This is a genomic window from Arthrobacter oryzae, assembly GCF_003634095.1.
Taxonomy (GTDB): Bacteria; Actinomycetota; Actinomycetes; order Actinomycetales; family Micrococcaceae; genus Arthrobacter; species Arthrobacter oryzae.
The window spans coordinates 1-24631 of record NZ_RBIR01000008.1 but is presented as its reverse complement, the minus strand read 5'-3'; the positions used below and the strand labels follow the sequence as shown (position 1 = coordinate 24631).

Here is a 24631-nt window from a genome sequence, read left to right as displayed (position 1 = left end):
GGCCCTGCACCGTGGACGGCCCGGACGGAACGCCCGCCGGGCCGTTATAGGCTAAAACCATGACTGAATATCGCCGTGTGGGAAATTCCGGACTCTCCGTCTCGGTCGTGGGACTTGGCTGCAACAACCTGGGCCGTTCCGGGACAGCTACCGAATCGCAGGAGGGGACCGACGCCGTCGTGCATGCGGCCCTCGACGCCGGGATTACCTTCTTTGACGTTGCCGACACCTACGGCCGCGAGCCGGGCCTCAGCGAGACCATGCTTGGCAAGGCCCTTGGCGCGCGCCGGGAGGACGCCCTGATCGGCACGAAGTTCGGCATGGACATGCGCGGGGCCAACGGCGAGGACTTCGGCGCCCGCGGATCCCGGCGCTACATCATCAAAGCAGCCGAGGCCTCCCTGCGCCGGCTTGGTACGGACTGGATCGACCTCTACCAGTTCCACACCCCGGATCCCCTGACGCCCGTCGATGAGACCCTTTCTGCCCTCGATGAGCTGGTGACCAGCGGCAAGGTCCGCTACATCGGCCACTCCAACCGGGCCGGCTGGCAGATCGCCGAGGCCGAGTTCGTTGCCCGCGCCCGCGGGGGAGCGCGGTTCATCTCCAGCCAGAACCACTACAACCTGCTGGACCGCCGTGCCGAACTCGAGGTCACGCCGGCCGCCGAGGCCTTCGGCCTGGGCGTCCTGCCGTATTTCCCGCTCGCCAACGGGCTGCTGACCGGCAAGTACTCGGCCGGCCGGGCCCCGGAAGGGTCCCGCCTCAGCCACACCCGGACCAACCTGGTCAACGACGCCGACTGGGAACAGTTGGGTGCGTTCGGCGAGTTCGCCACCGCGCGCGGCCTCAACGAAGTCCAGGTCGCATTCTCCTGGCTGGCCGCCCAGCCGTCCGTCAGCAGCGTCATCGCCGGTGCCACGACGCCGGAGCAGGTGCGCCAGAACGCCGCCGCGGTCGCCTGGAAGCCCAGTGCCGCCGACCTCGCCGAGCTTGATGACCTCTTCCCGCGCACGCCCAAGGTGGCGCTCTTCTGAGCGAGGTGACCTCAACTGATCAGGCCACGGGCAACCGTGCGGCGGGTACGCCCGTGACGCACTCGATCCTGATGGACGTGGACACCGGGATCGACGACGCCCTCGCGTTGGTCTACCTGATGTCCAGGCCCGAGGTCGGTATCCGGGCGATCACCTGCACGGCCGGGAACGTCGGCGCCCGGCAGGTTGCGCTGAACAACCTGGCGCTGCTGGAGCTGTGCGGACGGGAGGGCATCGAGGTGGCCATCGGCGCTGAGGTTCCGCTGGAGATCCCGCTGGTCACCACCGAGGAGACCCACGGGCCGCAGGGGATCGGCTACGCGGAGCTGCCGCCGCCGGTGCAGCAGATCTCGGCGCGGCACGCCGTCGACGTCTGGGTGGAGGAAGTACGCGCGCATCCGGGCGAAATTACCGGGCTGATCACCGGTCCGCTGACCAACTTTGCGCTGGCCCTGCGCCGTGAGCCGGAACTGCCCAGGCTGCTCAAGGGGCTCGTCATTATGGGCGGCAGCTACTACTACCAGGGCAACACGACGCCGACGGCCGAATGGAACACCTCGGTCGACCCGCATGCGGCCAAGGAAGTGTTTGCCGCCTACCGCGGGCTGCCCGAGGACAAGCTGCCGATTGTCTGCGCCCTGGAGACCACCGAGCGGATCGAGATGCGGCCGGAGCACCTGCGCCGGCTCGCCGAGGCCGCGGGCGCGCCGGAACCTGAACTGGTTCTCCCGGAGCAGCCCGAGGGCCAGCGCAGCCGCTCCGGCAACCGGCTCGTCGCCTGCCTGTCCGACGCCGTGCGCTTCTACATGGAATTCCACCGGCTATACGACCAGGGATACGTCGCGCACGTTCACGACGCCTTTGCGGCCTGCGTCGCGGCGGGACGCACGCCGTTCACCATCCGGCCGGCCACGGTCGACGTCGAAACGGACTCGCCGCTGCTGGTCGGCACCACGGTGGCGGACTTCCGCGGGCTGTGGGGGCTGCCGCCGAACGCCAGGATCGTCTCCGAGAACAACCCCGGGCACTGCTTCGACGAGCTGATTTCCTCGGTCGGCGCCCTCGCCCGAGCAGTGGGCACGGCGCCGGCGGCCTCGAAGTCACCGTCGGCGTAAGCAGCGGACCGGCCGGACGTGGTCCCGGGGGCGTCCGCGGATCGCCAGAAAGGTGGCCGCTCGCTAGGATGGTAGCTGCGCCGAGGTGACATGAGGCGGATGTCGTTGTACCCAGCCAAAGGAACACCCCCATGTCGAAGCCAGCCCTCACCGTCCCCGCCCCTGGACAGGCGGCCGGCCGCAGCCGCCGCCTGCTCGAAATCGCAGGGGCCGCGGCCATCGCCGCCACCTACGTGTTTCTGGTGCTCACCCAGCCCGCGGATATTGCCAACGGCCCGGCCAGCTTCTCGGCCCTCGTGGCCTTGGGCGGTTTCCTGCTCGGCGCGGTTCTCCTGATCATCGCCGTCCTGCCCGTCCTCCCGACCTCCACGCTGGTCCTGATCCCCGTGGCGCTGGTCCTGAACGTGGTCCTCGGACAGCTCATGGGCAGCACCGGGCTGCCGTTCTACATTGACGCGATCGGCACCGTCCTGATCGGCGTTCTCGCCGGCCCGGCCGCCGGGGCCGCCACGGGCGCGCTGAGCAGCATTGTCTGGTCCTTCTTCAACCCCACTGTGCTGCCCTTCGCCGCAGGGGCCGCCCTGATCGGCTTCCTCGCCGGCATGGCCGCCCGCTGGGGCCTGTTCCGCCGCTTCTACTTCGTGCCGATCGCCGGATTCGTCACCGGCATCATCGCCGGTGTCATCTCAGCCCCGATCGCCGCGTTCGTGTTCGGCGGCACCTCGGGCCTTGGCACCGGGGCGATCGTCAGCGCCTTCCGCGCCATGGGCGACACGCTCCTGGCCGCCATCACCAAGCAGGCCCTGATTTCCGATCCCATGGACAAGGCCATTGTCTTCACGATCGCCGCGCTCCTCGCCTATGCACTGCCCCGCCGCACCACCTTCCAGTTCCCCTTCGTGCGGCGCTTCCGGGTCCTGGCCGGCAAGTCGCCTGCAGCGCCGGACGCCTGAGCCCGTGACTCCCGGCGCCGTTGAGCCTCTGAACCGTTGAATCCCTGAACCGCTGAATCTCTGAACTGTTAAGCCTCTGAAACCTCGACCGTGACGCATCTGACTCCGTGACCCGCACCCATCACCTCCACCCGTTCACCGCGCTGACTGCGGCTGTCGGCGCCGCCGTCGTCACGACGGCGGCAGCCAGCTGGCCGCTCTCTGCCGCCGTGGCTGTTGCCGCGGCGATCCTTGCGGTGCGCGGGGGAGTGGCGGGGAGGGTGCTGTCCGCAGCGGCGGTCATCCTGGTTCCGCTGTGCCTGTCCCTCCTGGTGCTGCACGGTCTCTTCTTCCCCGAAGGCCACACCGTCCTGGCAGAATGGGGCCCCGCCAGGGTCACGGCCGAAGGCCTCGAATTCGCGCTGGAGCTCGGGACGCGGACCACCGCGTGTGTCCTGGTCTTCCTGCTCTTCTCCTTCACCGTGAGCGTTCCCGATCTCCTCTCCGCCCTCGCCGCCCGCAGGATCCCGCCGCAGTTCGGCTTCGTGCTGGCGTCCACCCTCACCCTCCTGCCCGCCGTCGCGGGGCGCCTGGACCGGATCCGGCAAGCCCAGGAAGCGCGCGGGATGGTGGTCCGCGGCGGCCTGCTGTCCCGCATGGGCACCCTCCGGCTGCAGATGGTGCCCCTGGTGCTGGCACTGATGGACGACGCCGGCAGCCGCGCGCAGGCGCTTGACGCCCGCGGCTTCGGCAACGCGGGGCCCCGCACCAGTTACCGCGACGTCGCAGACTCAACCGCCCAGCGGCGCTTCCGGGCGGCCGCACTGGTGCTCACAGCGGCAGCCGTCGTCGCTCGGCTCGTGGTCTCGTGGCCCGCCGGGGTGACGCGGTGACCGCGGCAACCCGGACGGCGCTGCGGGCCAGCATCGGCTCGTTCACGTTCCACGGCGAAAACCGCCCGGCGCTGGGCAGCGCCGCACTTTCGGTGACTCCAGGGGCCCTGACGGCCGTCCTGGGTGGCTCCGGGAGCGGCAAATCCACGCTCGGAAAACTGCTGGCCGGTTGGCTCCGGGCCGGCCACTCCGGGGAATTCCGCGGCAGCCTGGAGCTTGACGGCACCCGACTGGAGTTCCAGGGGGCGCCGGATGATCCCCGGCTCAACCCCGCGGAATGGTCCCGCCGCGTGGCCTATGTCCCGCAGGACGCGGCCGCCATGCTTTCCACCGTTCGGGCCACCGTGGCCGAGGAACTGGCGTTCGGCTTGGAAAACCGTGCGACCCCGAGGGCGGCCATGCTGCGCGCCGTGGAGCGCACCGCGGCACGGGTGGGTCTGTCCGGGCTGCTGGATCGGGACCCGGCCACGCTCTCCGGCGGTGAGCTGCGACGACTCGCCGTCGGTTGCGCCGTCATCGCGGAACCGGACATCCTCATCCTCGACGAGCCGCTGGCCTCGCTGGACGGGGCCGGTGCAGCGCAGATCGAGGCCCTGATCCGCGGCCTCTGCGGCGCAGGCACCGGCGTCGTCCTCCTAAGCCAGGCCGCCGACCGGCTCGCCGGAGAGGCCACGCACTGGACCGTTCTGGTCGGCGGCGTGGTCACCGCCGAGGGGACGCCGGCTCAACTGGCCGGTTCGGCCGAGCTGGAGCGTTCCGGCGTGCTCGTGCCAGTGGTTGGCGGCCGCGGCGGGGAGCCGGACACCGGTGACCGGGAGACTGGAGTCCTGGAGGGCGGCGCCCAGAAGACCGGCGCCCAGAAGGACGGTGTGGCCGCGCCCGGTCCCGGTGCTGGCACACACGGCGCCGTAGCACCCGTAATGGCAGGACTCGAATTGAACGGGGTGAGTTTCTGCTACGGCGGGGATTCACGCCGCCGGGTGGGCCCTCAGCCGGTGCTGGTCCTTCAGAATGTAAACCTCACGGTCCGCCCGGGCGAAATTGTTGCCGTAACCGGAGCCAATGGAACCGGCAAATCGACCCTCCTGCGCCACTTCAACGGGCTGTTGCGGCCCGCGGCAGGAGAGGTGCGGGTCTGCGGCCGCAACATCACCGGCGTGCCGGTGGGGACGGTTGCGGCCTCGGTGGGCCTGCTCTTCCAGCATCCCCGGGACCAGCTCTTCGAGCGGACCGTCCTCCGGGAAACCTTGTTCGGACTCCGGGAGCTGTTCGGAAAGGCCGGCGCCGAGGGGAAGGCCCGGGCAGCGCTGGCGGCCGTCGGGCTGTCCGCGGCTGCCGAGACAGTCCACCCGGCCGAACTGCCATCCTCGCAGCAGCGGCTGCTCGCCCTGGCCACTGTTCTGGCCCGCGAACCGGCAGTCCTGGCCCTGGATGAGCCCACCGTCGGGCTGGACCGGACCGGCCTCGAACATTTGGGCCGGGCCGTAAAGGCCGCGGCGGCGCGGGGAACCGCCGTCGTGATGGTCACGCACGACCTCGCCTACGCCCGTGCCACCGCGCACCGGATTCTCCAACTCGATGCCGGGAACCTGCGGGAAATCTGACTGGTGCCGCCGCGGATGCCGTCTTCCGTGTACCAGCGTTCCACCTCAATACGGCGGACATCGAGGCTGCCCACGTCCACCTGCAGGGCACGGGCTCGGAAGTCAGCGAGATCCAGGACGGCCGGTGGTTCAACTTCAAGGACCCGGACGGCAACGTGCTGATGATCTGCGAGTGCTAGCAGGGCCCGGTGCCGCCGGGCTGGTCGGGTCACCCTCGCGTAGGCGCCGCCGTCCCGCTGCCAACTTGGCGGGGATGGCGGCGCCTACGTGGCGAAACCGGGGTTAGTCAGCCGGCAGTGGGCGCAGACGCCACCCCCGGTGCCAGGAACTTCTTGCCGTTGACCCGCTCCGAGGCGCCCACCCGGTCCAGGTAGGGGGTGATGCCGCCCAGGAACATGGGCCAGCCCGCGCCAAGGATCATGCAGAGGTCGATGTCCTCCGGGCCGGCAACTACGCCCTCCTCGAGCATGAGGCCGATTTCCTCCGCCAGGGCATCCTGGGTCCGGCGCAGGACCTCCTCAGCGGTGGACGGCGTGGTGCCGAAGGACATGAGCGCCAGGGTCTCGGCCGGAATGTAGGGCTTGCCGTCCGGACCCGGAAGCGGTGTGCCGTTCTCGGCGGCCCAGATCGACTTCACTCCGTGGTCGATCAGCGACTGCAGGTTCTCCGAGACCCTGAAACGGTCGCCGAAAGCCGCGTGCAGCGATTCCTGAACGTGCTGGGCCACCGGCAGGCCCACCATCGCGCCGAGCACAAAGGGGGTCATCGGCAGGCCCATCGGCCGCAGCGCATTGTCCGCCACGTCGGCGGGCGTGCCCTCGTCGAAGGCGGCCGTCACTTCGCCCATGAGGCGCAGCAGGACACGGTTGACCACGAACGCCGCGGCATCCTTGACCAGCACGGCCGACTTCTTCAGGCCCTTGGCGAGCTCGAACGCGGTGGCCAGCACGGCATCGTCGGTCTTCGGCCCACGGACAATTTCCAGCAGCGGCATCACGGCCACCGGGTTGAAGAAGTGGAAGCCGACCAGCCGTTCGGGGTGCTCCAGGTCCGCTGCCATCTCCGTGACGGACAGCGAAGAGGTGTTGGTCGCGAGGATGCACTCGGGCGACACAATCGCCTCCACCTCTTTGAAGACCTGTTTCTTGACGGCGAGCTCTTCGAAGACGGCCTCGATCACAAAGTCGGCGTCGGCGAAGGCTTCCTTTGACACGGAGCCGCTGACCAGTGCCTTGGTGCGGTTCGCGGCGTCGGGACTGGTCCGCTTCTTGGCCAGGAGCTTGTCCACCTCGGCGTGCACGTATCCGACACCCTTGTCCACACGGGCCTGGTCGATGTCCGTCATGACCACCGGCACCTTCAGCTGGCGGGCGAAGAGGAGGGCCAACTGGCTCGCCATCAGGCCCGCGCCCACCACGCCGACTTTGCCCACCGGGCGGGCGAGCTTGCGGTCGGGGGCGCCCGCCGGACGCTTGGAGCGCTTCTGGACGAGGTCGAGGAACGCGTAGACGGTGGAGCGGAACTCGGCGGTCTGCATGAGGTCCGCGAGGGTCTCACACTCCAGTTCGGCGGACTGGGCCTGGGTCAGGGTCCGGTTGGCCTCCATGACCTCCAGGACCTTGGCCGGGGCGGGGGAGGCGTTGGAGGTTTTGGCCTCGACGAAGGCCCGGCCCTTTGCGACGGCGGCGGCCCAGCGCGCAGCCACCTCCGGGTCGGCGGGGTCGACGGCGTTCGCACGCTCCGGGGCGACGGTGTCGGCAATGACCTTGGCGGCCCAGGCGATGGACTGCTCGACGAAGTCCGCGGGTTCGAACATGGCATCCGCGACGCCGAGGTCAAAGGCTTGCGGACCCGTGAGCGTGCGGTTGTTGCTCAGCGGGTTTTCGATCATGACCTTCAGGGCATTCTCCGGGCCGATGAGGCGCGGCAAAATGTAGACCCCTCCCCAGCCCGGAATCAGTCCGATGAATGCCTCGGGCAGGGCCAGCGCGCCGGCGCCCGTGGAGACCGTCCTGTACGTGGACTGCAGCGCGATCTCCAGCCCGCCGCCCAAGGCCAGGCCGTTGATGAACGCGAAGCTGGGCACGCCCAGGTTGGCCAGGGTCGAGTAGACCTCGTGGCCCAGCTGGGCCATCCACAGGCCCTGTTCGCGGCCGCTGACCGACTTGACCGTGGACAGGTCCGCGCCGGCAACGAGGAAGTACGGCTTGCCGGTGACGCCGACGCCGGCGATCTCGCCACGGGCGGCCCGCTCCTTCAGCCCCTCCAGAACTGTCCCGAGCTCCACCAGCGTATTGGGCCCCAGCGTGGTGGGTTTGGAATGGTCCAGGCCGTTGTCCAGGGTGATGAGGGCGAATGTGCCGGGGCTCGTGCCCTCAGTGGTCTTCCCACCTACGGCGGGCAGCTCGATGTCCTGGACGTAGGAATGGGTCACCGTCTCGTTCGGGAAGAGATCGGCAAGTTTGCGGAAATCTGAGGCGCTCATGCTGTGGCTCCAGTCTCGGTAGCGACGGATTCGGTGCTGGCATCGGTAGTGGCGGACGCCGTGCCGTAGTCCTGGTGGTGGGGGTTCTCCCAGATTACGGTGGCGCCCATACCCAGGCCGATGCACATGGTGGTCATGCCGTAACGGACTGTGGGGTCCTCTTCGAACTGCCGGGCCAGCTGGTTCATCAGCCGGACCCCGGAGGACGCCAGGGGGTGCCCGACCGCGATCGCGCCGCCGTAACGGTTGACTCGGGGGTCATCGTCGGAGATGCCGAAGTGGTCCAGGAAGCTGAGGACCTGGACGGCGAAAGCTTCGTTGATCTCGAAGAGCCCGATGTCTTCGATGCCGAGCCCGGCGCTCTTCAGTGCCTTTTCGGTGGCCGGGACCGGGCCGATGCCCATGACTTCAGGTTCGACGCCGGCGAAGGCGTAGGCCACCAGACGCATTTTGACCGGCAGGCCAAGCTCTTCGGCGGCGTCGGCCGAGGCGAGCAGGGCCGCGGTGGCTCCGTCGTTGAGTCCGGCGGCATTGCCGGCGGTGACCCGACCGTGGGCGCGGAACGGGGTCCGCAGCCCGGCCAGGTCGCCAACTGTGGTGCCCGGGCGCGGGGGCTCGTCCACCGTGTTGACAGTCCAGCCCTGGCCGGGCTTCATGGTCGCGACGGGCACGAGGTCCGGCTGGATCTGGTCCTTGGCGTAGGCCGCGGCCAGCTTGTCCTGCGAGGCGACGGCGTACGCGTCGGTGCGGTCCTTGGTGATGGCCGGGAAGCGGTCGTGCAGGTTTTCGGCCGTGTTGCCCATGTTCAGGGCCGCGGGGTCCACGAGCCGCTCGGACATGAAACGGGGGTTGGGGTCGGAGCCGGCGCCCATCGGATGGTTGCCCATGTGCTCCACGCCGCCGGCGATGACGACGTCGTAGGCGCCGAAGCCGATGCCGCTCGCCGTCGTGGTCACGGCGGTCATGGCGCCGGCGCACATGCGGTCAATGGCGAAGCCGGGGACGGTCCGGGGGAGTCCGGCCAGCAGGGCGGCGGTGCGGCCGATGGTCAGGCCCTGGTCGCCGGTCTGGGTGGTGGCAGCGATTGCGACCTCGTCGATCCGGTCGGCCGGCAGGGAGGGGTTGCGGCGCATCAGCTCGCGGATGCACTTGACCACGAGGTCGTCGGCGCGGGTGCCGGCGTAGATGCCCTTTTCGCCGGCGCGGCCGAAGGGGGTGCGGACGCCGTCGACAAAGACGACGTCGCGAACGGCGCGGGAACTCGCGGTACTTCGTTGTCCGTTGCTGGTTGTTCCGCTCGTGCTGGCTGGGCTCACGTGACACTCCTCATTGAGACATGGGTGCCGGGACCGCGCCGGCGGCAAGAGGGCCCTGGGCAGGGCCTGCCACAGGCGCGAGGAATCCGGGCGACATCACGCATAATGTTACTCGTCAGTAACATGACTGGCAAGGGGGAGAGCGGTCCCGAGAGAACCGGCTAGCCGGCCGAAGCGGAAGGTGCCTCCGCAGGAACCCTGGGCTCCTTCGCGGGCAGTGGTTCGGGGTGCAGGAAGGCGTCGGCAATCAGCGGAGCGGTGATTTCGATCTGCCACTGGCGTGCCCCGAGGTTCGCCAGTTCCTCTGCCACCCCTTCCTCGCTGAGCTCGACGGGCGGACGCCACGCAACCCGCCGGAGGTAGTCCGGGGTCAGCAGGTTTTCCACGGGCAGGTTCAGCTCCTCGGCCCTGGCCTGGAGCTTCGGGCGGGCGGTGGCCAGTCTGGCGGCCGCCTCCGGGTCCCGGTCCGCCCAAACGCGCGGCGGCGGGGGAGCGTTGGTGGGCAGGTGCAGCGGCGGCAGGTCCTCCAGGGCCCTGGCCGTGCTGATGCAGCGCAGCCAGCGGGGTGCCTCACGCTGGGCGGCGCGGCCGTGGAAGCCCTTGGTGCCGAGCAGTTGGGGAACCGTGGAGGGCATGGCCTTGGCTGCGGCGACGAGGGCCGAGTCGGGAATCAGCCGGCCCGGGGCGACGTCGCGCTTCTGGGCGAGGGAATCGCGTTCCTGCCAGAGCTCCCGGACTGCGGCCAGTTGACGGCGGTCCCGGATCTGATGCAGCCCGGAGGTTTTGCGCCATGGGTCCACGCGCGGCGGCGCCTGTCCGGCCTCAAGAATGGCGGCGAACTCCTGCTCGGCGTACTCCAGCTTTCCGTCCGCGACGAGGAGCTCGATCAGTTCCTCGCGCAGTTCGGTGAGGACCTCGACGTCGAGGGCGGCGTACCGCAGCCAGGGTTCCGGCAACGGCCGGGTGGACCAGTCGGCGGCGGAGTGCTCCTTCGCCAGGCCGAAGCCCAGGAGTTGTTCAATGACGGCGGCAAGGCCTACCCGGGGCAGTCCGGCGAGGCGTGCGGCGAGCTCGGTGTCAAAGAGTTTGTCCGGCCACATGCCGAGCTCGGACAGGCACGGCAGGTCCTGGCTGGCGGCGTGCAGGATCCATTCGACACCGCGCAGTGCGTCGTTGATGATGCTGAGATCCCCAAACGGTTCGGGATCGATCAGCCAGGTACCGGAGCCTTCGCGCCGGATCTGGACCAGGAAGGCTCGCTGGCCGTAGCGGAAGCCGGAGGCCCGCTCGGCGTCCACGCCCGCGGGGCCGTGACCGGCAGCGAGGGCAGCGGCGCAGCGTTCCAGGCCGGACTGGGTCTCGATGACCAGCGGCACGCCGTCGCGGGGGGCGTCAAGGTCGATCACTTCGGGGACCAGGCTGTCGAAGCCTTCCACCGTGATGTGGGCTGTGGTGTCAGCGGCTTCTGTCGAATTGGGAACGGCGCCGGCCGTGCTGATTTCCGGATTTTGAGGGGTCATGATCTCTACAGTTTACCGACAACATGGCGTATAAGGCCGTGACCGCGCACGAATAAGCGCCTCATGCGTGTCCCCGGGGGCGCCGGGGCAGGGGCGTGACACCCTTAGGCAGCGGCGGCAGCCCGGCGAAGGTGCAGACCATGTCCGACCACGCCTCCAGGTGCGAGGTGATGTCCGGGGAGGCGGGGGTCCAGGAAGCCCTGAGCTCTATGTCGATGGAATCAGGCCTGTCCGAGAGGGTCCCGAAGCTCTCCGAGAGCACCCTTGTGGCCGTGCCGCCGGCGGAGCGGTACGGTGCCTGGTGATTGTCCAGTGCCTCGACCAGCCACGTCCACGCGACCGAACCCAGGAGTTCGTCGTTGCCCATCTCCGGTTCCAGTTGGGCGCGGATGTAGGTGACGATCCGGAATTCCCCGTCCCACACGGCTGAGCCGTCGGGATCGTGGAGCAGGATGAAGCGGCCGGTGGCCAGTTCGACGTCGTCACTCGCGGATGCGCGGGCCAGGGCCGCTGCCGCCGGGCCGTGGACCGCGGCGCCGCCGGGGGCACTGCCGGGGCCGATCACCTCGGCCCCCAAGGCAACCGCGTACGGCGCGAGCCGTGACGGCGCCGGTATCTCGTCCAGGTGCAGTTCGCTGCGGCACCGTGCCTGTCGAAGGGTCCCCAAGGCGAAGAGGAAATCTGCCGGAACCTGATCGAGGGAGCTCACCTTGGAAGATTATGCAACGGCCGGCCCCCTGCCCGGCAGGCTCGCCGCCGGGCAGGTGAAGCAGGACGGGCCTTAGGCTGCTGCGAGCTCGCGCCTGATGGCCGCGATGAATGAATCAACGTCTTCCTCGGTGGTGTCGAAGGAGCACATCCAGCGGACCTCGCGGGCCGCCTCGTTCCAGTCGTAAAAGCGGAAGGACTCGCGCAGCCGGTCCGCTACACCGGCAGGCAGTACGGCGAACACGCCGTTGGACTCGGTCTTCTGGCTCAGTTCAACGCCGGGGATCGACTCGACGCCGGCGCGGAGCCGGGCGGCCATGGCGTTCGCGTGGGAGGCCGAGCGCAGCCACAGGTCACCCTCGAGGAGGGCAATGAACTGGGCGGACATGAACCGCATCTTGGACGCCAGCTGCATGTTCATCTTGCGCAGGTAGATCAGGCCGTGGGCGGCTTCCGGGTTCAGGGCGATCACAACTTCGCCGAACAGCAGGCCGTTCTTCGTGCCGCCGAAGGAGAGGATGTCCACGCCGGCGTCGCGGGTGAAGGCCCGCAGCGGAACTCCCAGGTGCGCGGCGGCGTTGGCCAGCCGTGCGCCGTCCATGTGAAGCTTCATCCCCTTGGAGTGGACATGCTCGGCGATGGCCCGGACCTCGTCGGGGGTGTAGCACGTGCCAAGCTCGGTGGTCTGGGTGATGGAGACCGCCAGCGGCTGGGCGCGGTGCTCGTCGCCCCAGCCCCAGGCTTCCTGGTCGATCAGCGCGGGAGTGAGCTTGCCGTCGGTCGTGGGGACCTGCAGCAGCTTGATGCCGCCGATGCGCTCCGGCGCGCCGTTTTCATCCATGTTGATGTGGGCGGTGGAGGCGCAGATCACGGCACCCCAGCGCGGCAGCAACGACTGCAGGGACAGGACGTTGGCGCCGGTGCCGTTGAACACCGGGAAGCACTCGATCCCTTCGCCGAAGTGCTCCTCCATGAGCTGCTTCAGGCGGGCGGTGTACTCGTCTTCTCCGTAGGAGACCTGGTGGCCTTCGTTGGCGGCGGCCAGGGCCGCGAGGACCTCCGGATGCACACCGGAGTAGTTGTCCGAGGCGAAGCCGCGGACGGAGGGGTCATGGAGCCGCACCGCAGTGCTGGCAGGGGCAGTTTCAACTGTGCTGGTCATCGGTTTGCTCACGCTTTCAGTCTAAGAGGTTAGGCCGCTTGGGCTAAGTCCGGGGCGCTGGTGCGGGGCGCCGGGCGCCGGGTTTTGGGCGCCTCAGCGGCTGAGGAGCAGCCGCTGGCCGTTCAGGTCACCGGCGGGAGTGCTGAAGAGTGCGGCGGCTGCCGCCGCCAGGTCGGCCACGTCCGTGAAGCCCGGGAACTTCCGTTCAGGGGACTTGGCCCGCATGGCCGGGTCCACGAGGGCCTTCACCACGAAAATGACGGCGGCGCTGCCCAGTTCGGCATTCCCTGCTGTGACATTCACCGGTGCAGTATTCCCCTGTGTCGGGTTCTCGGCTGCCGGGCGCGCGTCGGTGCTGCCGGGGGTGTCGGCCGCGTGGACCCGGCGGAAACCGTCGGCCACTGCCAGCGTCCAGGCTTCGGCAGCGGCCTTGGCCGCGGCGTAGCTGGCGCCACCCGCCGTCGGGGCGCTCACTGCCGTGGAGGACACCATGGCGAAGCGTCCGGTATCCGAGGCGGCGAGGTCATCGAAGAAGACGCGGGTGACATTGCGCAGCGTGGTGACCGCGTTGCGTTCCAGGAAGTCCCAGTCGTCGTCGCTCTGGTCCGTGATGCCCTTCGCGCCGCGCCAGCCACCCACAAGGTGGACGACGCCGTCGACGGTTCCCGCCGTGCCGGTGACGGTGTCCCGCAAGGCCTGCACGTCGGCCAGGCTGGCGAGGTCGCACACGAGCGGCGTGACGCCGCTGCCGGCCTCGGCGGCGGCAGCGGCGATGCGGGCGGCGTCCGAGCCAACCGTGAAGACCCTGTGGCCGGCGTCGCGCAGGGCGCGGGCCGTGGCGATCCCCGACGGCCCGCTTCCCCCCGCAACCAGCACGTTCAAGGTGCGTCCGGCGCTCATCCGGCGTTCAGTGCCTGGGTGCCGCTGGCGGTGTCCGAGGCCCCGGTATCGGAAGACCCCGTGATGCCGGCGGTGGATTCAATGACCGTGCGCATCTTCTTTTCGAGGGCCTCGAAGAACATGGAGAGCGGGAATTCGTCGTCGAGAACCTGGTCCGTCAGGCCGCGGGGCGGCCCGTCCAGGGGGAGGGCGTCCGGACCCTTGGCCCAGACGGAGGCCGGGTTGGGCGTGACGGTACCGGAGATGAGTTCGTAGGCCGCCAGCCAGTGGGCCATCTTGGGCCGGTCGATGGAACGCCAGTACAGTTCCTCGATCCGGGCGCCGAGTTCAACCACGACGTCGGACGCCTCGTCCCAGTCGATGCTGAGCTTGCTGTCGGTCCAGTGCAGGACGTGGTGCTGGTGCATCCACGCGAAGAGCAGTTGGCCGCCGAGGCCGTCGTAGTTGCGGACGCGGTTGCCGGTGATGGCGAAGCGGAAGATGCGGTCAAAGATCACCGCGTACTGGACCAGCTTGGCATGCCGGCGTGCTTCCGGGTCGGCGTCCTCGTCCTTCTCGATCTTCACCGATTCGCGGAAAGCGGTGAGGTCGCAACGCAGTTCCTCGAGTGAGTACAGGAAGAACGGCATGCGCTGCTTGATCATGAAGGGATCGAACGGCAGGTCCCCGCGCATGTGGGTGCGGTCATGGATGAGGTCCCACATGACGAACGTTTCCTGCGTCAGCTCCTGGTCCTCCAGCAGCGCGGCGGCGTCGTCGGGCAGCTGCAGTGAGGTGATCTCGGCAGCGGCGCGCAGGACGCGGCGGAAGCGGGCGGCCTCGCGGTCGGCGAAGATCGCGCCCCACGTGAACGTCGGGGTCTCGCGGACGGCGACGGTCTCGGGGAAGAGGACGGCGGAGTTGGTGTCATAGCCCGGGGTGAAGTCGAGGAAGCGGATCGGGACGAACAACTTGTTGGAGTATTCGCCCTGTTCCAGGCCGCCGATGAACTCGGGCCAGATGACCTCGATCAGCACGGCCTCCACGAGGCGGTTGCTGCTGCCGTTCTGGGTGTACATCGGGAAGACGACGAGGTGCTGCAATCCGTTGACCCGGTGCTGCTGCGGCTGGAAAGCCTGCAGGGAGTCGAGGAAGTCCGGGACGCCGAAGCCGGCGTCGGCCCAGCGGCCGAAGTCGGTGACCAGCAGTTCGAGGTAGCGGGCGTCGTGCGGGAAGGACGGGGACAGGGCCGTCACCGCGGCGGTGATCTCTTCGACGTAGCCGGCGGCGGCGTCGTGGGCGTCGACATCCGGCACGGATCCGTCTTTGATCTGGAGGGCCTGCAGCGCCGTGGCGGCAGCCTTGAGCCGCAGCCATTCCTGGTTGCTGGCGGTGATCGGGGCTGGGGCGGTGATAGCGGTCGTGGTCATCGTCGACGGTCGCCTTTCTGGTTGCTGTGGAGCGTGTCGCTGGATCTAAATCGAGCGTAGCAAGCAATCAGAAGCTCTAATGCAAAATTGCCTCGAGCATAAGAAAGACTGTGGCAAGTGATTCGGAAAGGCTGGTCCAGCGGAAGGAGTGGGAGGCCTGCGGGAGCCTTCCGGTCCCCACAGGCCCTCCGCCCGCAGGCGGACTACTGCGTGGCGTCGTCTGCGGGAACGAGCTTCAGGGAGACCGAGTTGATGCAGAACCGCTGGTCCGTGGGGGTGCCGTAGCCCTCGCCGTCGAACACATGGCCGAGGTGGGAATCGCACGTGGCACAACGGACTTCCACACGCTCCATGCCCAAGGTGCGGTCATGGATGTAGCGGACGGTGCCCTCCGCGAGCGGCGCCCAGAAGGACGGCCAGCCGCAGTGCGAATCGAATTTTTCGTTGCTGGTGAAGAGCTCGGTGCCGCAGGCCCGGCACTTGTAGACGCCGCGGGTGTGGGTGTCCCAGTATTCGCCGGTGTACGGCCGCTCGGTGCCGGCCTGGCGCAGCACGCGGTACTCCTCCGGGGACAATTCCTCGCGCCACTGGGCATCCGTCTTTTCGACGGGCGCCTGTCCGCCGGACGCCTCTTGGGCTGGCACCTGTTGGACCGGCACCTGTTGGACTTGCGCAGTGCCGGAGTCGGCGGGTGCCGGGGCGGGCACTGCCGAGGGCATGGATTTGGACCTGTTAAAGATGCTCATAGCCTCAATAACGCTCAGGAGTCCCCGATAAATCCCGAACCGGCGTACAGATGCAGGACGGGCAGGCCCAATTTGTCCTGGGCCTTGGTGGCCCAGTCGGTGTGGAAGGTGTCCGCTACAGCATGCGGGCGCGTGATGACCACCGCCTGCCCGGCACTGAGTTCCTTAACCTTGGCGACCAGGCCCTCGACTGCCTTGCCCTCGACGATTTCGCCCGAGACCCCGCCGCCCAGGCCCGCCAACGCGGCCAGCGAAGCGGCCAGGGTGTCGGCGGCTTCGGCCCGCTCCTCGTTGGGGTCCGAGTGTGCCGTCAGTTCACGGAAGGCCTTGGCGATTTCGAGCATGGAGAGGTTTTCCAGGAAATCCACCACCAAGTGCCGCTCGGTATTGGCCGGGACCAGGACCAGCAGGGGCGCATCGCCGCCGGCAATCAGGGTTTCAATGTTGACGCGGTCATCCGCACCGAGGGGCTCTTCTGTCAAAATGACGATTGGATCACTCATGACCCCAGCCTAGTCGCGCCGGTGGTGCGCCGCATGGTTGTGCCCGTGCGGGGCGCGCGGCGTGTCACAGCCGGCGCGGTAATGCGTCCTGAGCTGGCGAAATGTCATGGATGGGCCACGATTCGGTCAGAATGGTGCCATGGCTTCCTCCTTGCGCCTCCGCCCGGATCTGTCCCGGACCGCCCGCGGTGCGGCAACTGCCGCCGCGCCGGCCCCCGCTGCATCCCTTGACGCCGGCCGCTCCGGCAGCGCCAAATGGGCGCTGGGGGGCATCATTGGAGGCAGCGCGGCCGCGGGCGTGCTCGCCGCCGGTTCCTCGGCCCTGGCGCTCTACTTCGCCCGCCGCGTCATCACCCCGGCCAGGTTCCGCGAGGCGGACCAGGAAGTGCTGGCCGTCATCCGCGACGGCCGGGCCCTGCAGGTCATCCTCGCCGCCACCCCGGATGCCACGGTGGACGGTGTGTACGGGTTCTTCTTCGACGGCGGCCGGGGCCACGCACGGATCGGCCGGATTCTTTCCTACTCGCCGGCGGAACGCACCGTCCTGCGGGAAGTGGAGTCCGTCTACAGCGGGGACCTGGCCTCCGCCCGGCGGGGCTGGTGGAGCGGGGCAGCCTACCCGGATCCTGCCGCGCTCGGGCTTTCGATGGAAGACGTGCTCATTGACGTCGACGGCGGGCACGCCCCCGCCTGGCTGGTCCGGGGCGCACCGGCGTCAGAGGAGGCGGCTCCCGACGTCTGGGCGATCATGGTGCACGGGCGCGGTGCCTCGCGGCAGGAGGGGCTGCGGGCCGTCCGGACTGCCCGGGAACTGAGCATGTCCAGTTTGCTGATCTCCTACCGCAACGACGGCATGGCCCCCTCCGCCAGCGACGGGCGTTACGGACTGGGCTCCACGGAATGGCGCGACGTCGAGGCCGCCATCGATTACGCCCTGCAGCACGGCGCCCGGGAGGTGGTCCTGTTCGGCTGGTCGATGGGCGGCGCGATCTGCCTCCAGACGGCCGATCTCTCCCGGCATCGCAGCCTGATCCGGGCAATGGTCCTGGACGCCCCCGTAATCGACTGGGTGAACGTGCTGGCGCACCATGCCGAGCTGAACCGGATCCCGTCGGCAGTCGGGCGCTATGGACAACTCATGCTCAGCCACCCGCTGGGCCGGCGGCTGACCGGTCTGGCCGCCCCGGTGGACCTCAAAACGATGGACTGGGTCTCACGGGCCGTCGAGCTGCGCACGCCGACTTTCATTGTGCACAGCATGGACGATGAATACGTCCCTTACGGGCCGTCTGCCGAGTTGGCGGAGAAGAATCCGGAGATGGTCACGTTCGAGCCCTTCGAGACCGCCCGGCATACCAAGGAATGGAACGTGGATCCGGAGCGCTGGGAGCGGCTGGTAGCGGCTTGGCTCCGGCTTCAGCTGGCGCCCCGCACCAACCCCGGCGACCAGGAGCAGGGGCTCGGAAACTCTCTTCCGGACTGACAGGGCGTCGCGGTGCCTCAGCCGTGCCGGGTCCCGATCCTGGCAGTGCGGGCGGCCGTGAGCCGAATGAGCTCGGCAGGATCCAGCTCAATGTCCAGCCCGCGCCGGCCGCCCGAAACGAGGATGGTCGTCAGCGCTAGGGCGCTGTCATCCACCACCGTGGGGGAGGACTGGCGCTGCCCGAGCGGCGAAATGCCGCCGAGTACGTATCCGGTCCGGCGCTGCGCCGCGGCCGGGTCCGCCATCGCGGCCTTCTTGCCGCCCAGGGCGGCGGCCATGGCTTTGAGGTCGAGGTTTCCGCTGACGGGAACGACGCCGACGGCGAGCCGGCCATCGACGTCCACCATCAGGGTCTTGAAGACCCGGGCAGGGTCGATGCCCAGCATTTCCGCCGCCTCGAGGCCGTAACTGGCCGCCGCGGGATCGTGGGCGTAGGGATGCGCGACAAAGTCGACTCCGGCTGCAGCCAGGGCTGCGGTGGCAGGAGTTCCCTGGGACGCGTGTTTGCGGGCCATGTCGGCTGGCTCTCGAGGTGCCGGAATTCAGGACTGCGCGGGCTGCTGCCGCGGAACCAACGCGGCGACTTTCCGCTTGATCCGGCCGAGCATGGCCGTCATGCCGCGCATGCGCAGGGGAGTGATGGCCCGGGTGAGGCCCAGCTGTTCGGGCATGTCATCCGGGACAGCCAGGATTTCCGCCGCGCTGAGGCCGTCGAGTCCTTCATGGAGCACACCGGCGAAGCCGCGGGTTGTCGGGGCTTCCCTGGGTGCCTTGAAGTAGAGCCGGACGCGCTCGGGCGAGTCGCCGTCGCCCGGTTCCGTTTCGATGGTGAGGAAGAGCGGCGTCTGGCACTCAACTACTTGCTCCAGCAGTTCCGGGTGGTCCCGAAGCCGCTCCGGAAGTTCCGGCAGGCCCTGCGAGAACTCAAGCAGCAACTGCAGCCGCTCAGGTTCGGTCAGGGCTTGGAAATCGTCAACAATGTCCGCCAGTGCGGCGGGGAGGGCAGGAGTATTCATCCCTTCCAGCTTACGCACGCACGGCAATTGTGTCCCGGTCGCGAATCGTGTCCCGGTCGCGGCCCGGACCGGTTCTGGATCCATCCGGTAACGCCGGGGCCTAGCGGGAGGCCGGAACCGTGCCGCGTTCGGTGCCCTTGGCGATGGGGACGCGCACGGCGTTGCCCCACTCGGTCCACGAGCCGTCGTAGTTCCGGACGGTCTCGAATCCCAGCAGGTACTTCAGGGCAAACCAAGTGTGGCTGGACCGCTCGCCGATCCGGCAGTACGCCACGACGTCGTCCCCTTCCTTGAGTCCGGCCTCGCCCAGGTACAACGCCTCGAGTTCGCCGCGGTCGCGGTAGGTGCCGTCCTCGGCGGCCGCGCGGGCCCAGGGGATGGAGGCCGCAGTGGGGATGTGCCCGCCGCGCAGGGCGCCTTCTTCCGGGTAGGCCGGCATGTGGGTCCGCTGGCCGGTGTATTCCTCAGGCGAGCGGACGTCGATCAACGGCTTGCCGAAGTGGGCCAGGACGTCCTCCTTGAAGGCGCGGATCGGAGCATCGTTGCGTTCCACCACCGGGTACGTTCCCGGCGCGGGGACTGAAGTTTCGGTGCTGACCGCACGGCCTTCGGCGATCCACTTGTCGCGCCCGCCGTCCAGGAGCCGGACGTCTTCGTGGCCAAACAGCGTGAAGACCCACAGGGCGTACGCAGCCCACCAGTTGGACTTGTCGCCGTAAATCACCACGGTGCTGTCGCGGGAAATCCCCTTGGCGGCGGCCAGCGCGGCGAAAGCCTCGCCGTCGATGTAGTCGCGGGTGACCTCGTCGTTCAGGTCCGTGTGCCAGTCGATCTTGACCGCGCCGGGGATGTGGCCTGTCTCGTAAAGCAGCACGTCCTCGTCTGACTCCACCACCACGAGCTTGCCGCCGTCGAGCCCGCCGGCGTCGATCGCCGCGGCGAGCCATTCGGTCGACACCAGCCGCTCCGGGTGGGCGTAGGCGGCGAACTTTGCGTTCTGCTCAACGGGGTAGGACATGGTGATGGCCTTTCATTGAAACGGTCAGGAGGCCTTGGCGCTTCAAGCGTGCGCGGCGCCGGGCCTGTAACAACACTAGTCACGGGCCTGCGGGTTTGCTCCACCGGGTTCACACGGGGAAATGTGCACTTGCTCACTTGGGCCGCCGGTTCGCGCCAGCGCACGCAGGGCGGCTGGGCTTTGCCGGTATTCTTGCTGGGGACAAGAGACCAGCAGAACGGACCACCTTGGTACATATCGAACAGCTCGCCGCCCGTACGCCGGCAGTTTCCGTGGACGAGCTCCTCAACGGGTTCTACCCGTCGCCGCGGTTCGGTGAGGTGTCGTTTTCCAGCTACCGGCCCGATCCCGCCCAGCCCAGCCAGGCGCATGCCGTTCACGCGCTGGAGCATTTTGCAGCTGGAGTCGGCGCGCGCGACGGCGACGGCCTGTTCAAGCGGCTCTTCGGCAAGAAGGACACCTCCCGGGCGGGCATCTACCTTGACGGCGGATTCGGTGTCGGCAAGACCCACCTGCTGGCGTCCCTCTGGCACGCCGCCCCCGGACCCAAGGCCTTCGGCACGTTCGTCGAATACACCAACCTCGTTGGTGCGCTGTCTTTCCGCAAGACCGTGGAGGCGTTGAGCCACTACCGGCTCGTGTGCATTGACGAATTCGAACTCGACGACCCGGGCGACACCGTACTAATGTCCCGGCTCATGCGCGAGCTCGCCGATGCGGGCGTGAAGCTTGCCGCGACCTCCAACACGTTGCCCGGCTCCCTCGGCGACGGACGCTTTGCCGCCGTCGACTTCGCCCGCGAAATCCAGGTGCTGGCCGACCAGTTCGACGTCGTGCGGATCGACGGCGACGACTTCCGGCACCGTGGCCTCCCGGCAGCGCCTGCGCCGCTGCGCAACGACGACCTGACCCACCACATGCAGGCCGAATTCGACGGCAAGACCGTGGCCCGCGACGAGTTCAGCACCCTGATCAACCACCTGGCCGGCGTGCACCCCAGCCGCTACCGGCAGCTGCTGGATGGAATCGAAGGCGTCGTCTGGAAGAACGTGCACACCATCACCGAGCAGGCAGTGGCTCTGCGGTTTGTGGTGTTGGCGGACCGGCTTTACGACAAGGACGTGCCCATCCTCGCCAGCGGCGTGCCGTTCGACCAGCTCTTCACCGAGGAAATGATGACCGGCGGGTACATGAAGAAGTACTTCCGGGCCGTCTCCCGGCTCACCGCGCTGGCCCGCGAAGGCCAGAACCACGAGCCTTCCTGAGCAGTAGCGGCTTGGGCTGAACCACTAAGCCGAAGCCGGACGGAACCGGCCAAGCCGGGCTGAGCCAAGCTGAACCGGGCAGAGCTTTAACCGTCTCGGGCCTTCTTCTATGTCGTCACCTCTTATGCAAAGCAATGTTTGGTTCTGGGCTGTTAAATGCCGAAGGTGCCGGCGCCGCCTCTCGGCGGGACCGGCACCTCGCTGACGTACCTGGGTCAAAGGCCCTGCTGCCGGGGTGCCCCGGGTGCAGGAGACTCAGCCGCGACGGGAGCCTGCTCGGCGACGGGAACCGTATTCGGCCTGTCGTCTGCGTTATCCACGAAGTCGGAAGCGCCTCGCTGCACTGCATCAACCTTGTCGGCATACTTGCCGTCGGTCTTCGAGTCGACGAAATCGCCGGCCTTTTCGATGCCGTCCTTGATGGCCTGTTCATTGCCACCAATGACTTGCTGAGCCTTGCCCTTCAGATCGTCAAGTAAACCCACGGGCACCTCCCTTCGGTCGCGGAGCCAGATCGCTCCTCCGGCTTCGATAGTAACCGCCGGTCCCGGTCATGCCAATAGCCGAACTTAATCTCCGCGAGCTGCTGTCAAGGGTATTGTGGCCCGATCCGGAGGCCGGGAGCGCGAGGCAGGCCTGGAATCAGTCTCAGGGGCGCCCGGTCCCGGTACGGCCCAGGTACGACCCCTATACGACGGGGTCGGAAGTGAACCTCAGGACAGGGCGCCTGAGCCGGGGAATGGGGGAGTCGAGGCAAAAGGGCAGAAAAAAACAGCCCCCGGGGGAGCTGTATGTTGGTGGGCGATACTGGGATCGAACCAGTGACCTCTTCCGTGTCAGGGAAGCGCGCTACCGCTGCGCCAATCGCCCGCAACCGGAAGAATCCGGAGTGGATTTGTGTGAATCTAATACACAAGAGAGCGGACGACGAGATTCGAACTCGCGACATCCACCTTGGCAAGGTGGTGCTCTACCAGCTGAGCTACGTCCGCAATATGAAGTCCATGCCGGTCTGGCCGGTGGTGCTGCATCAAGCAAGTTTCCTTGCTTTGGTGGGCGATACTGGGATCGAACCAGTGACCTCTTCCGTGTCAGGGAAGCGCGCTACCGCTGCGCCAATCGCCCAATTCATCCGGCCGAAACCGGACACCATGGTTTTCACCGAGGTGGGTACGGGATTCGAACCCGTGTATACGGCTTTGCAGGCCGCTGCCTCGCCTCTCGGCCAACCCACCGTGTAAGCAGGATTCCGAAGAACCATTGCCGTGACAGTGTCCTGCGAGCGGACGACGAGATTCGAACTCGCGACATCCACCTTGGCAAGGTGGTGCTCTACCAGCTGAGCTACGTCCGCATTATTGGAGCAGATTTCCGTGCCGCATTCGGCATTTCCTCGCGTTCCAACGAGTAAGAACTCTATAGGAGGTTCTGGGAATCTACAAATCGAGAGGTCTTGGCGCCGCCGCAATGCCCCTAGTTCCTTGATTTCTAGGGGATTTTGCTAATTACAGCGCTGTAATTAGCTTGATGCGTCCCGGAGGCCGGTATCTGAGATTCTGGGCGAGGCGGTTGGCTCCCGGGGAGGAATCCGGTCCGAGGGCGGCAACGTCAACGGTCACCGGGCGGAGAGCATCAATTGTGGTCCGGGTGACGAGTTGTGCGTTTGATGCGCCGAGGATTGCCGTGTCGTCTTGGAGGGGAGTAGCCGGGCCCGGGAGGGTTGCGTGCACAGGTTGGCCTGGTGAGTTTAAAGTGCTGGCATTCATGGGCAACCGGTGGGAGAGTGCCGAGGCGACGTCCGGGCAACTGTCAATAGTGCGGGCTACTGAACCAGCGCGGCGAGGCCGATTTCTAAAATCCGCCCGGGTGGGCTAGCATTCAATGTCGTTAGGGCGATTGGCGCAGTGGTAGCGCGCTTCGTTCACACCGAAGAGGTCACTGGTTCGAACCCAGTATCGCCCACTAACGAAATGGTCTGTCCCGCTGACTCAGCGGGGCGGACCATTTTGCTTTTCACCGTTGTCTCACCCCCGTGAAAGAGTTTCTTTATGACCGCCCCACTCCTCGCCCACGCCACTGATTACGGGCGTATGTACGCACGCTCGACGTCGGCACAATTCACTGTTCCCTCGATCACAACGGTGATCGGCCAACAGCCTCACGGGCTTGACGGCTGGTTCGGATACATGGGCGCAAACAGCCTGGCCCAGGATCCGGAGCTTGCTGGCATCCTCGGGAGCCCCGCCAAACTGCGCCAGGCGGTCAGCAGGGCAGCGAAAGCGGCCGAGTCCTATCGGGACGATGCAGCCAAGCGCGGCGACAGGGTCCACAACTATTGCGAGCAGGTTGCACTGCGCGCACTGGGTCGGCCCCACCAGATGAAGGAAACGCGTGAAGCTTTGGCCGCCAACGGTGAAGAAGCCTTCGCGGCCCGCTTTGATGAATGGTGGGAGCTCTTCCAGGTAGAGCCGATTGCACCGGAGATTACGGTGTGGAACAAGACAGTCGGCTACGCCGGCACCTTGGACCTCGTGGCGAGAATCAATGGACGGACTTGCCTCATCGATTACAAGACCAAAGGCACCAGCCGGGACGGCACCGTCAAACCGCTGGATGACAAGGTTGTCATGCAGCTCGTCGCCGGCATGAAGGCAGAGGAAAGCCTGGTGGATCCCGTCGCGGGGGAGTGGGAGGCATGGCAGCACGGAGAATCGCCAATCCTGCTGGCCGTGGCGGTGGGCGAGACGGAAGTTCGTCCCCAGCGGGCCAACCCCGAGGTCCTAAAGCACCACTGGTGGAAATTCTGTGCCCTGCGCCGAGTGTGGGAGATGTCCGCCGACACGGCCACGGCCGGAGCTGCCCTGCTCCCGCTCGCGCCTCCCGTCAAGCGCTGAATCTGCCCTGGTGGGGGTCGCGCGCTGACAAGCCCCCTTCGCATAGCAAACTAGGGCCGCCAATAGCCGTTGGCCTGAATTCGTTGGTCACGGCCCGTGTGCCGGCATCTTTGCCCGGCATTTTTGCTCGGCATCCTCGTGGCCGGTTTGCGCCTGAATCCAGGCGCCTGCTGCCGGTCTGTCAGCACTTTTGGACTGCCTCGCTGCGGTGGGGTTTTTTGTGTTGGTCGCATTTTCGCTTATCGACTTCGTGCACGCGCCATATGGGCCTAGAAGTCACTCACTCCCCGGGCTAGAAACCGCTCGGACTGTCCTGGTGCGTACGGTACTTCGGCCGGGGCCGCCGCTCACCGCCCAACCTGCCGTTTACGGCGGCACCGAGGGCGTATCGATCCAGGCCCCGGTCGCGCGGTTGTTATGCGGCGGTGGTGAGGTGGGCGGGTTTGAAGTAGTGGTTGCGGCGGGGTTGTTGGGTGGGGTCCAGGTGGGGTGGCGGGATGAACCAGGGGGTCCCGTTCTTGAGGTGGATCGTCCAGTGTTCTTTGTGGATGACGTGGTGGTGGTGGGAGCAGAGCAGGGTTCCGTTGTCGGTGGCGGTGGGGCCGCCGCGGGACCAGTAGTGGAT

Annotated in this window: 21 protein-coding genes, 6 tRNA genes and 1 pseudogene; 9 read left to right on the top strand and 19 right to left on the bottom strand. The window is 67.5% G+C overall.

What is annotated here, in order from left to right; genetic code table 11:
• Positions 1–59 precede the first annotated feature (59 nt).
• The 5 genes from C8D78_RS15655 (at position 60) to C8D78_RS15635 (ending at position 5581) form a co-directional block, all read left to right on the top strand.
• Positions 60–1037, top strand: a complete 978-nt coding sequence (locus C8D78_RS15655) for an aldo/keto reductase (protein WP_120954795.1) — start codon at positions 60–62, stop codon at positions 1035–1037.
• A gap of 71 nt (positions 1038–1108) precedes the next feature.
• Positions 1109–2152 (top strand): nucleoside hydrolase, encoded by a 1044-nt coding sequence (locus C8D78_RS15650; RefSeq protein ID WP_120954917.1) that lies wholly within the window; start codon positions 1109–1111, stop codon positions 2150–2152.
• A 131-nt stretch (positions 2153–2283) separates the two neighbouring features.
• Entirely contained in the window at positions 2284–3105 is an 822-nt protein-coding gene (locus C8D78_RS15645) for an ECF transporter S component (RefSeq protein ID WP_120954794.1), read from the top strand.
• Positions 3106–3212: 107 nt separating this feature from the next.
• The gene (locus C8D78_RS15640; RefSeq protein WP_120954793.1) at positions 3213–3977 is read left to right on the top strand and encodes an energy-coupling factor transporter transmembrane component T; all 765 of its coding nucleotides are present in this window, start codon (positions 3213–3215) and stop codon (positions 3975–3977) included.
• Positions 3974–5581, top strand: coding sequence for an ABC transporter ATP-binding protein (locus C8D78_RS15635; protein ID WP_120954916.1), 1608 nt, complete (start codon positions 3974–3976; stop codon positions 5579–5581). Before C8D78_RS15640 ends, C8D78_RS15635 begins: the two co-directional genes overlap by 4 nt.
• Positions 5582–5867: 286 nt before the next feature.
• On the opposite strand, the gene C8D78_RS15630 is transcribed toward C8D78_RS15635, so the two are convergent.
• The 9 genes from C8D78_RS15630 to C8D78_RS15590 form a co-directional block, all read right to left on the bottom strand.
• Positions 5868–8066, bottom strand: coding sequence for a 3-hydroxyacyl-CoA dehydrogenase NAD-binding domain-containing protein (locus C8D78_RS15630; protein ID WP_120954792.1), 2199 nt, complete (start codon positions 8064–8066; stop codon positions 5868–5870).
• The gene (locus C8D78_RS15625; RefSeq protein WP_120954791.1) at positions 8063–9382 is read right to left on the bottom strand and encodes a thiolase family protein; all 1320 of its coding nucleotides are present in this window, start codon (positions 9380–9382) and stop codon (positions 8063–8065) included. The genes C8D78_RS15630 and C8D78_RS15625 overlap by 4 nt, the downstream gene beginning before the upstream one ends.
• A gap of 161 nt (positions 9383–9543) precedes the next feature.
• Positions 9544–10902: an HRDC domain-containing protein gene (locus C8D78_RS15620; protein WP_120954790.1), complete on the bottom strand. Its 1359-nt coding sequence runs from the start codon at positions 10900–10902 to the stop codon at positions 9544–9546.
• A 61-nt stretch (positions 10903–10963) separates the two neighbouring features.
• The gene (locus tag C8D78_RS15615; protein ID WP_120954789.1) at positions 10964–11611 is read right to left on the bottom strand and encodes a DUF3000 domain-containing protein; all 648 of its coding nucleotides are present in this window, start codon (positions 11609–11611) and stop codon (positions 10964–10966) included.
• Between the two features lie 72 nt (positions 11612–11683).
• Positions 11684–12772, bottom strand: coding sequence for a threonine aldolase family protein (locus C8D78_RS15610; RefSeq protein WP_120954788.1), 1089 nt, complete (start codon positions 12770–12772; stop codon positions 11684–11686).
• A gap of 93 nt (positions 12773–12865) precedes the next feature.
• Positions 12866–13672 carry an SDR family NAD(P)-dependent oxidoreductase gene (locus C8D78_RS15605; RefSeq protein ID WP_120954787.1) on the bottom strand — a complete coding sequence of 269 codons (807 nt, stop codon included), beginning with the start codon at positions 13670–13672 and terminating at the stop codon, positions 12866–12868.
• Positions 13669–15081 carry a DUF6421 family protein gene (locus C8D78_RS15600; protein ID WP_120954786.1) on the bottom strand — a complete coding sequence of 471 codons (1413 nt, stop codon included), beginning with the start codon at positions 15079–15081 and terminating at the stop codon, positions 13669–13671. The genes C8D78_RS15605 and C8D78_RS15600 overlap by 4 nt, the downstream gene beginning before the upstream one ends.
• A 203-nt stretch (positions 15082–15284) precedes the next feature.
• Positions 15285–15827: a peptide-methionine (R)-S-oxide reductase MsrB gene (gene msrB, locus C8D78_RS15595; RefSeq protein ID WP_244208436.1), complete on the bottom strand. Its 543-nt coding sequence runs from the start codon at positions 15825–15827 to the stop codon at positions 15285–15287.
• Positions 15828–15841: 14 nt separating this feature from the next.
• Positions 15842–16330, bottom strand: a complete 489-nt coding sequence (locus C8D78_RS15590; RefSeq protein WP_120954785.1) for a hypothetical protein — start codon at positions 16328–16330, stop codon at positions 15842–15844.
• Between the two features lie 139 nt (positions 16331–16469).
• Between C8D78_RS15590 and C8D78_RS15585 the strand changes: the two genes are divergently transcribed.
• On the top strand, positions 16470–17813 hold the full coding sequence (locus C8D78_RS15585; RefSeq protein ID WP_120954784.1) for an alpha/beta hydrolase family protein: 1344 nt from the start codon (positions 16470–16472) through the stop codon (positions 17811–17813).
• 17 nt (positions 17814–17830) lie between these two features.
• Here the strand turns inward: C8D78_RS15585 and ybaK are convergent, their stop codons facing one another.
• The 3 genes from ybaK to C8D78_RS15570 all read right to left on the bottom strand — a co-directional run bounded on the left by ybaK (position 17831) and on the right by C8D78_RS15570 (position 19847).
• Positions 17831–18328, bottom strand: coding sequence for a Cys-tRNA(Pro) deacylase (ybaK, locus tag C8D78_RS15580; protein ID WP_120954783.1), 498 nt, complete (start codon positions 18326–18328; stop codon positions 17831–17833).
• A 27-nt stretch (positions 18329–18355) separates the two neighbouring features.
• Positions 18356–18829 (bottom strand): SufE family protein, encoded by a 474-nt coding sequence (locus C8D78_RS15575; protein ID WP_208641981.1) that lies wholly within the window; start codon positions 18827–18829, stop codon positions 18356–18358.
• 100 nt (positions 18830–18929) lie between these two features.
• Complete coding sequence (locus C8D78_RS15570; RefSeq protein WP_120954781.1) at positions 18930–19847, bottom strand: sulfurtransferase; 918 nt, start codon at positions 19845–19847, stop codon at positions 18930–18932.
• 227 nt (positions 19848–20074) lie between these two features.
• Here C8D78_RS15570 and zapE point away from each other — a divergent pair, with 227 nt between their 5' ends.
• The gene (gene zapE / locus C8D78_RS15565; protein WP_120954780.1) at positions 20075–21112 is read left to right on the top strand and encodes a cell division protein ZapE; all 1038 of its coding nucleotides are present in this window, start codon (positions 20075–20077) and stop codon (positions 21110–21112) included.
• A 215-nt stretch (positions 21113–21327) separates the two neighbouring features.
• On the opposite strand, the gene C8D78_RS15560 is transcribed toward zapE, so the two are convergent.
• From C8D78_RS15560 to C8D78_RS15535, 6 genes are all read right to left on the bottom strand, one after another.
• A complete protein-coding gene (locus C8D78_RS15560; protein ID WP_167467930.1) occupies positions 21328–21597 on the bottom strand; it encodes an antitoxin in 270 nt (89 codons plus the stop codon).
• Positions 21598–21907: 310 nt separating this feature from the next.
• A tRNA-Val gene (locus C8D78_RS15555) sits at positions 21908–21982 on the bottom strand.
• 49 nt (positions 21983–22031) lie between these two features.
• Positions 22032–22104: transfer RNA gene (locus C8D78_RS15550), tRNA-Gly, on the bottom strand.
• Positions 22105–22162: 58 nt separating this feature from the next.
• A tRNA-Val gene (locus C8D78_RS15545) sits at positions 22163–22237 on the bottom strand.
• A gap of 39 nt (positions 22238–22276) precedes the next feature.
• Positions 22277–22347 (bottom strand) — tRNA-Cys (locus C8D78_RS15540).
• Between the two features lie 46 nt (positions 22348–22393).
• Positions 22394–22466: transfer RNA gene (locus C8D78_RS15535), tRNA-Gly, on the bottom strand.
• Between the two features lie 536 nt (positions 22467–23002).
• Between C8D78_RS15535 and C8D78_RS15530 the strand changes: the two genes are divergently transcribed.
• Positions 23003–23074 (top strand) — tRNA-Val (locus C8D78_RS15530).
• Between the two features lie 86 nt (positions 23075–23160).
• Positions 23161–24006, top strand: coding sequence for a cytochrome (locus C8D78_RS15525; protein WP_120954778.1), 846 nt, complete (start codon positions 23161–23163; stop codon positions 24004–24006).
• Between the two features lie 415 nt (positions 24007–24421).
• Here C8D78_RS15525 and C8D78_RS15520 read toward each other — a convergent pair.
• Positions 24422–24631, bottom strand: a pseudogene (locus C8D78_RS15520) (hypothetical protein); the annotation flags it as partial.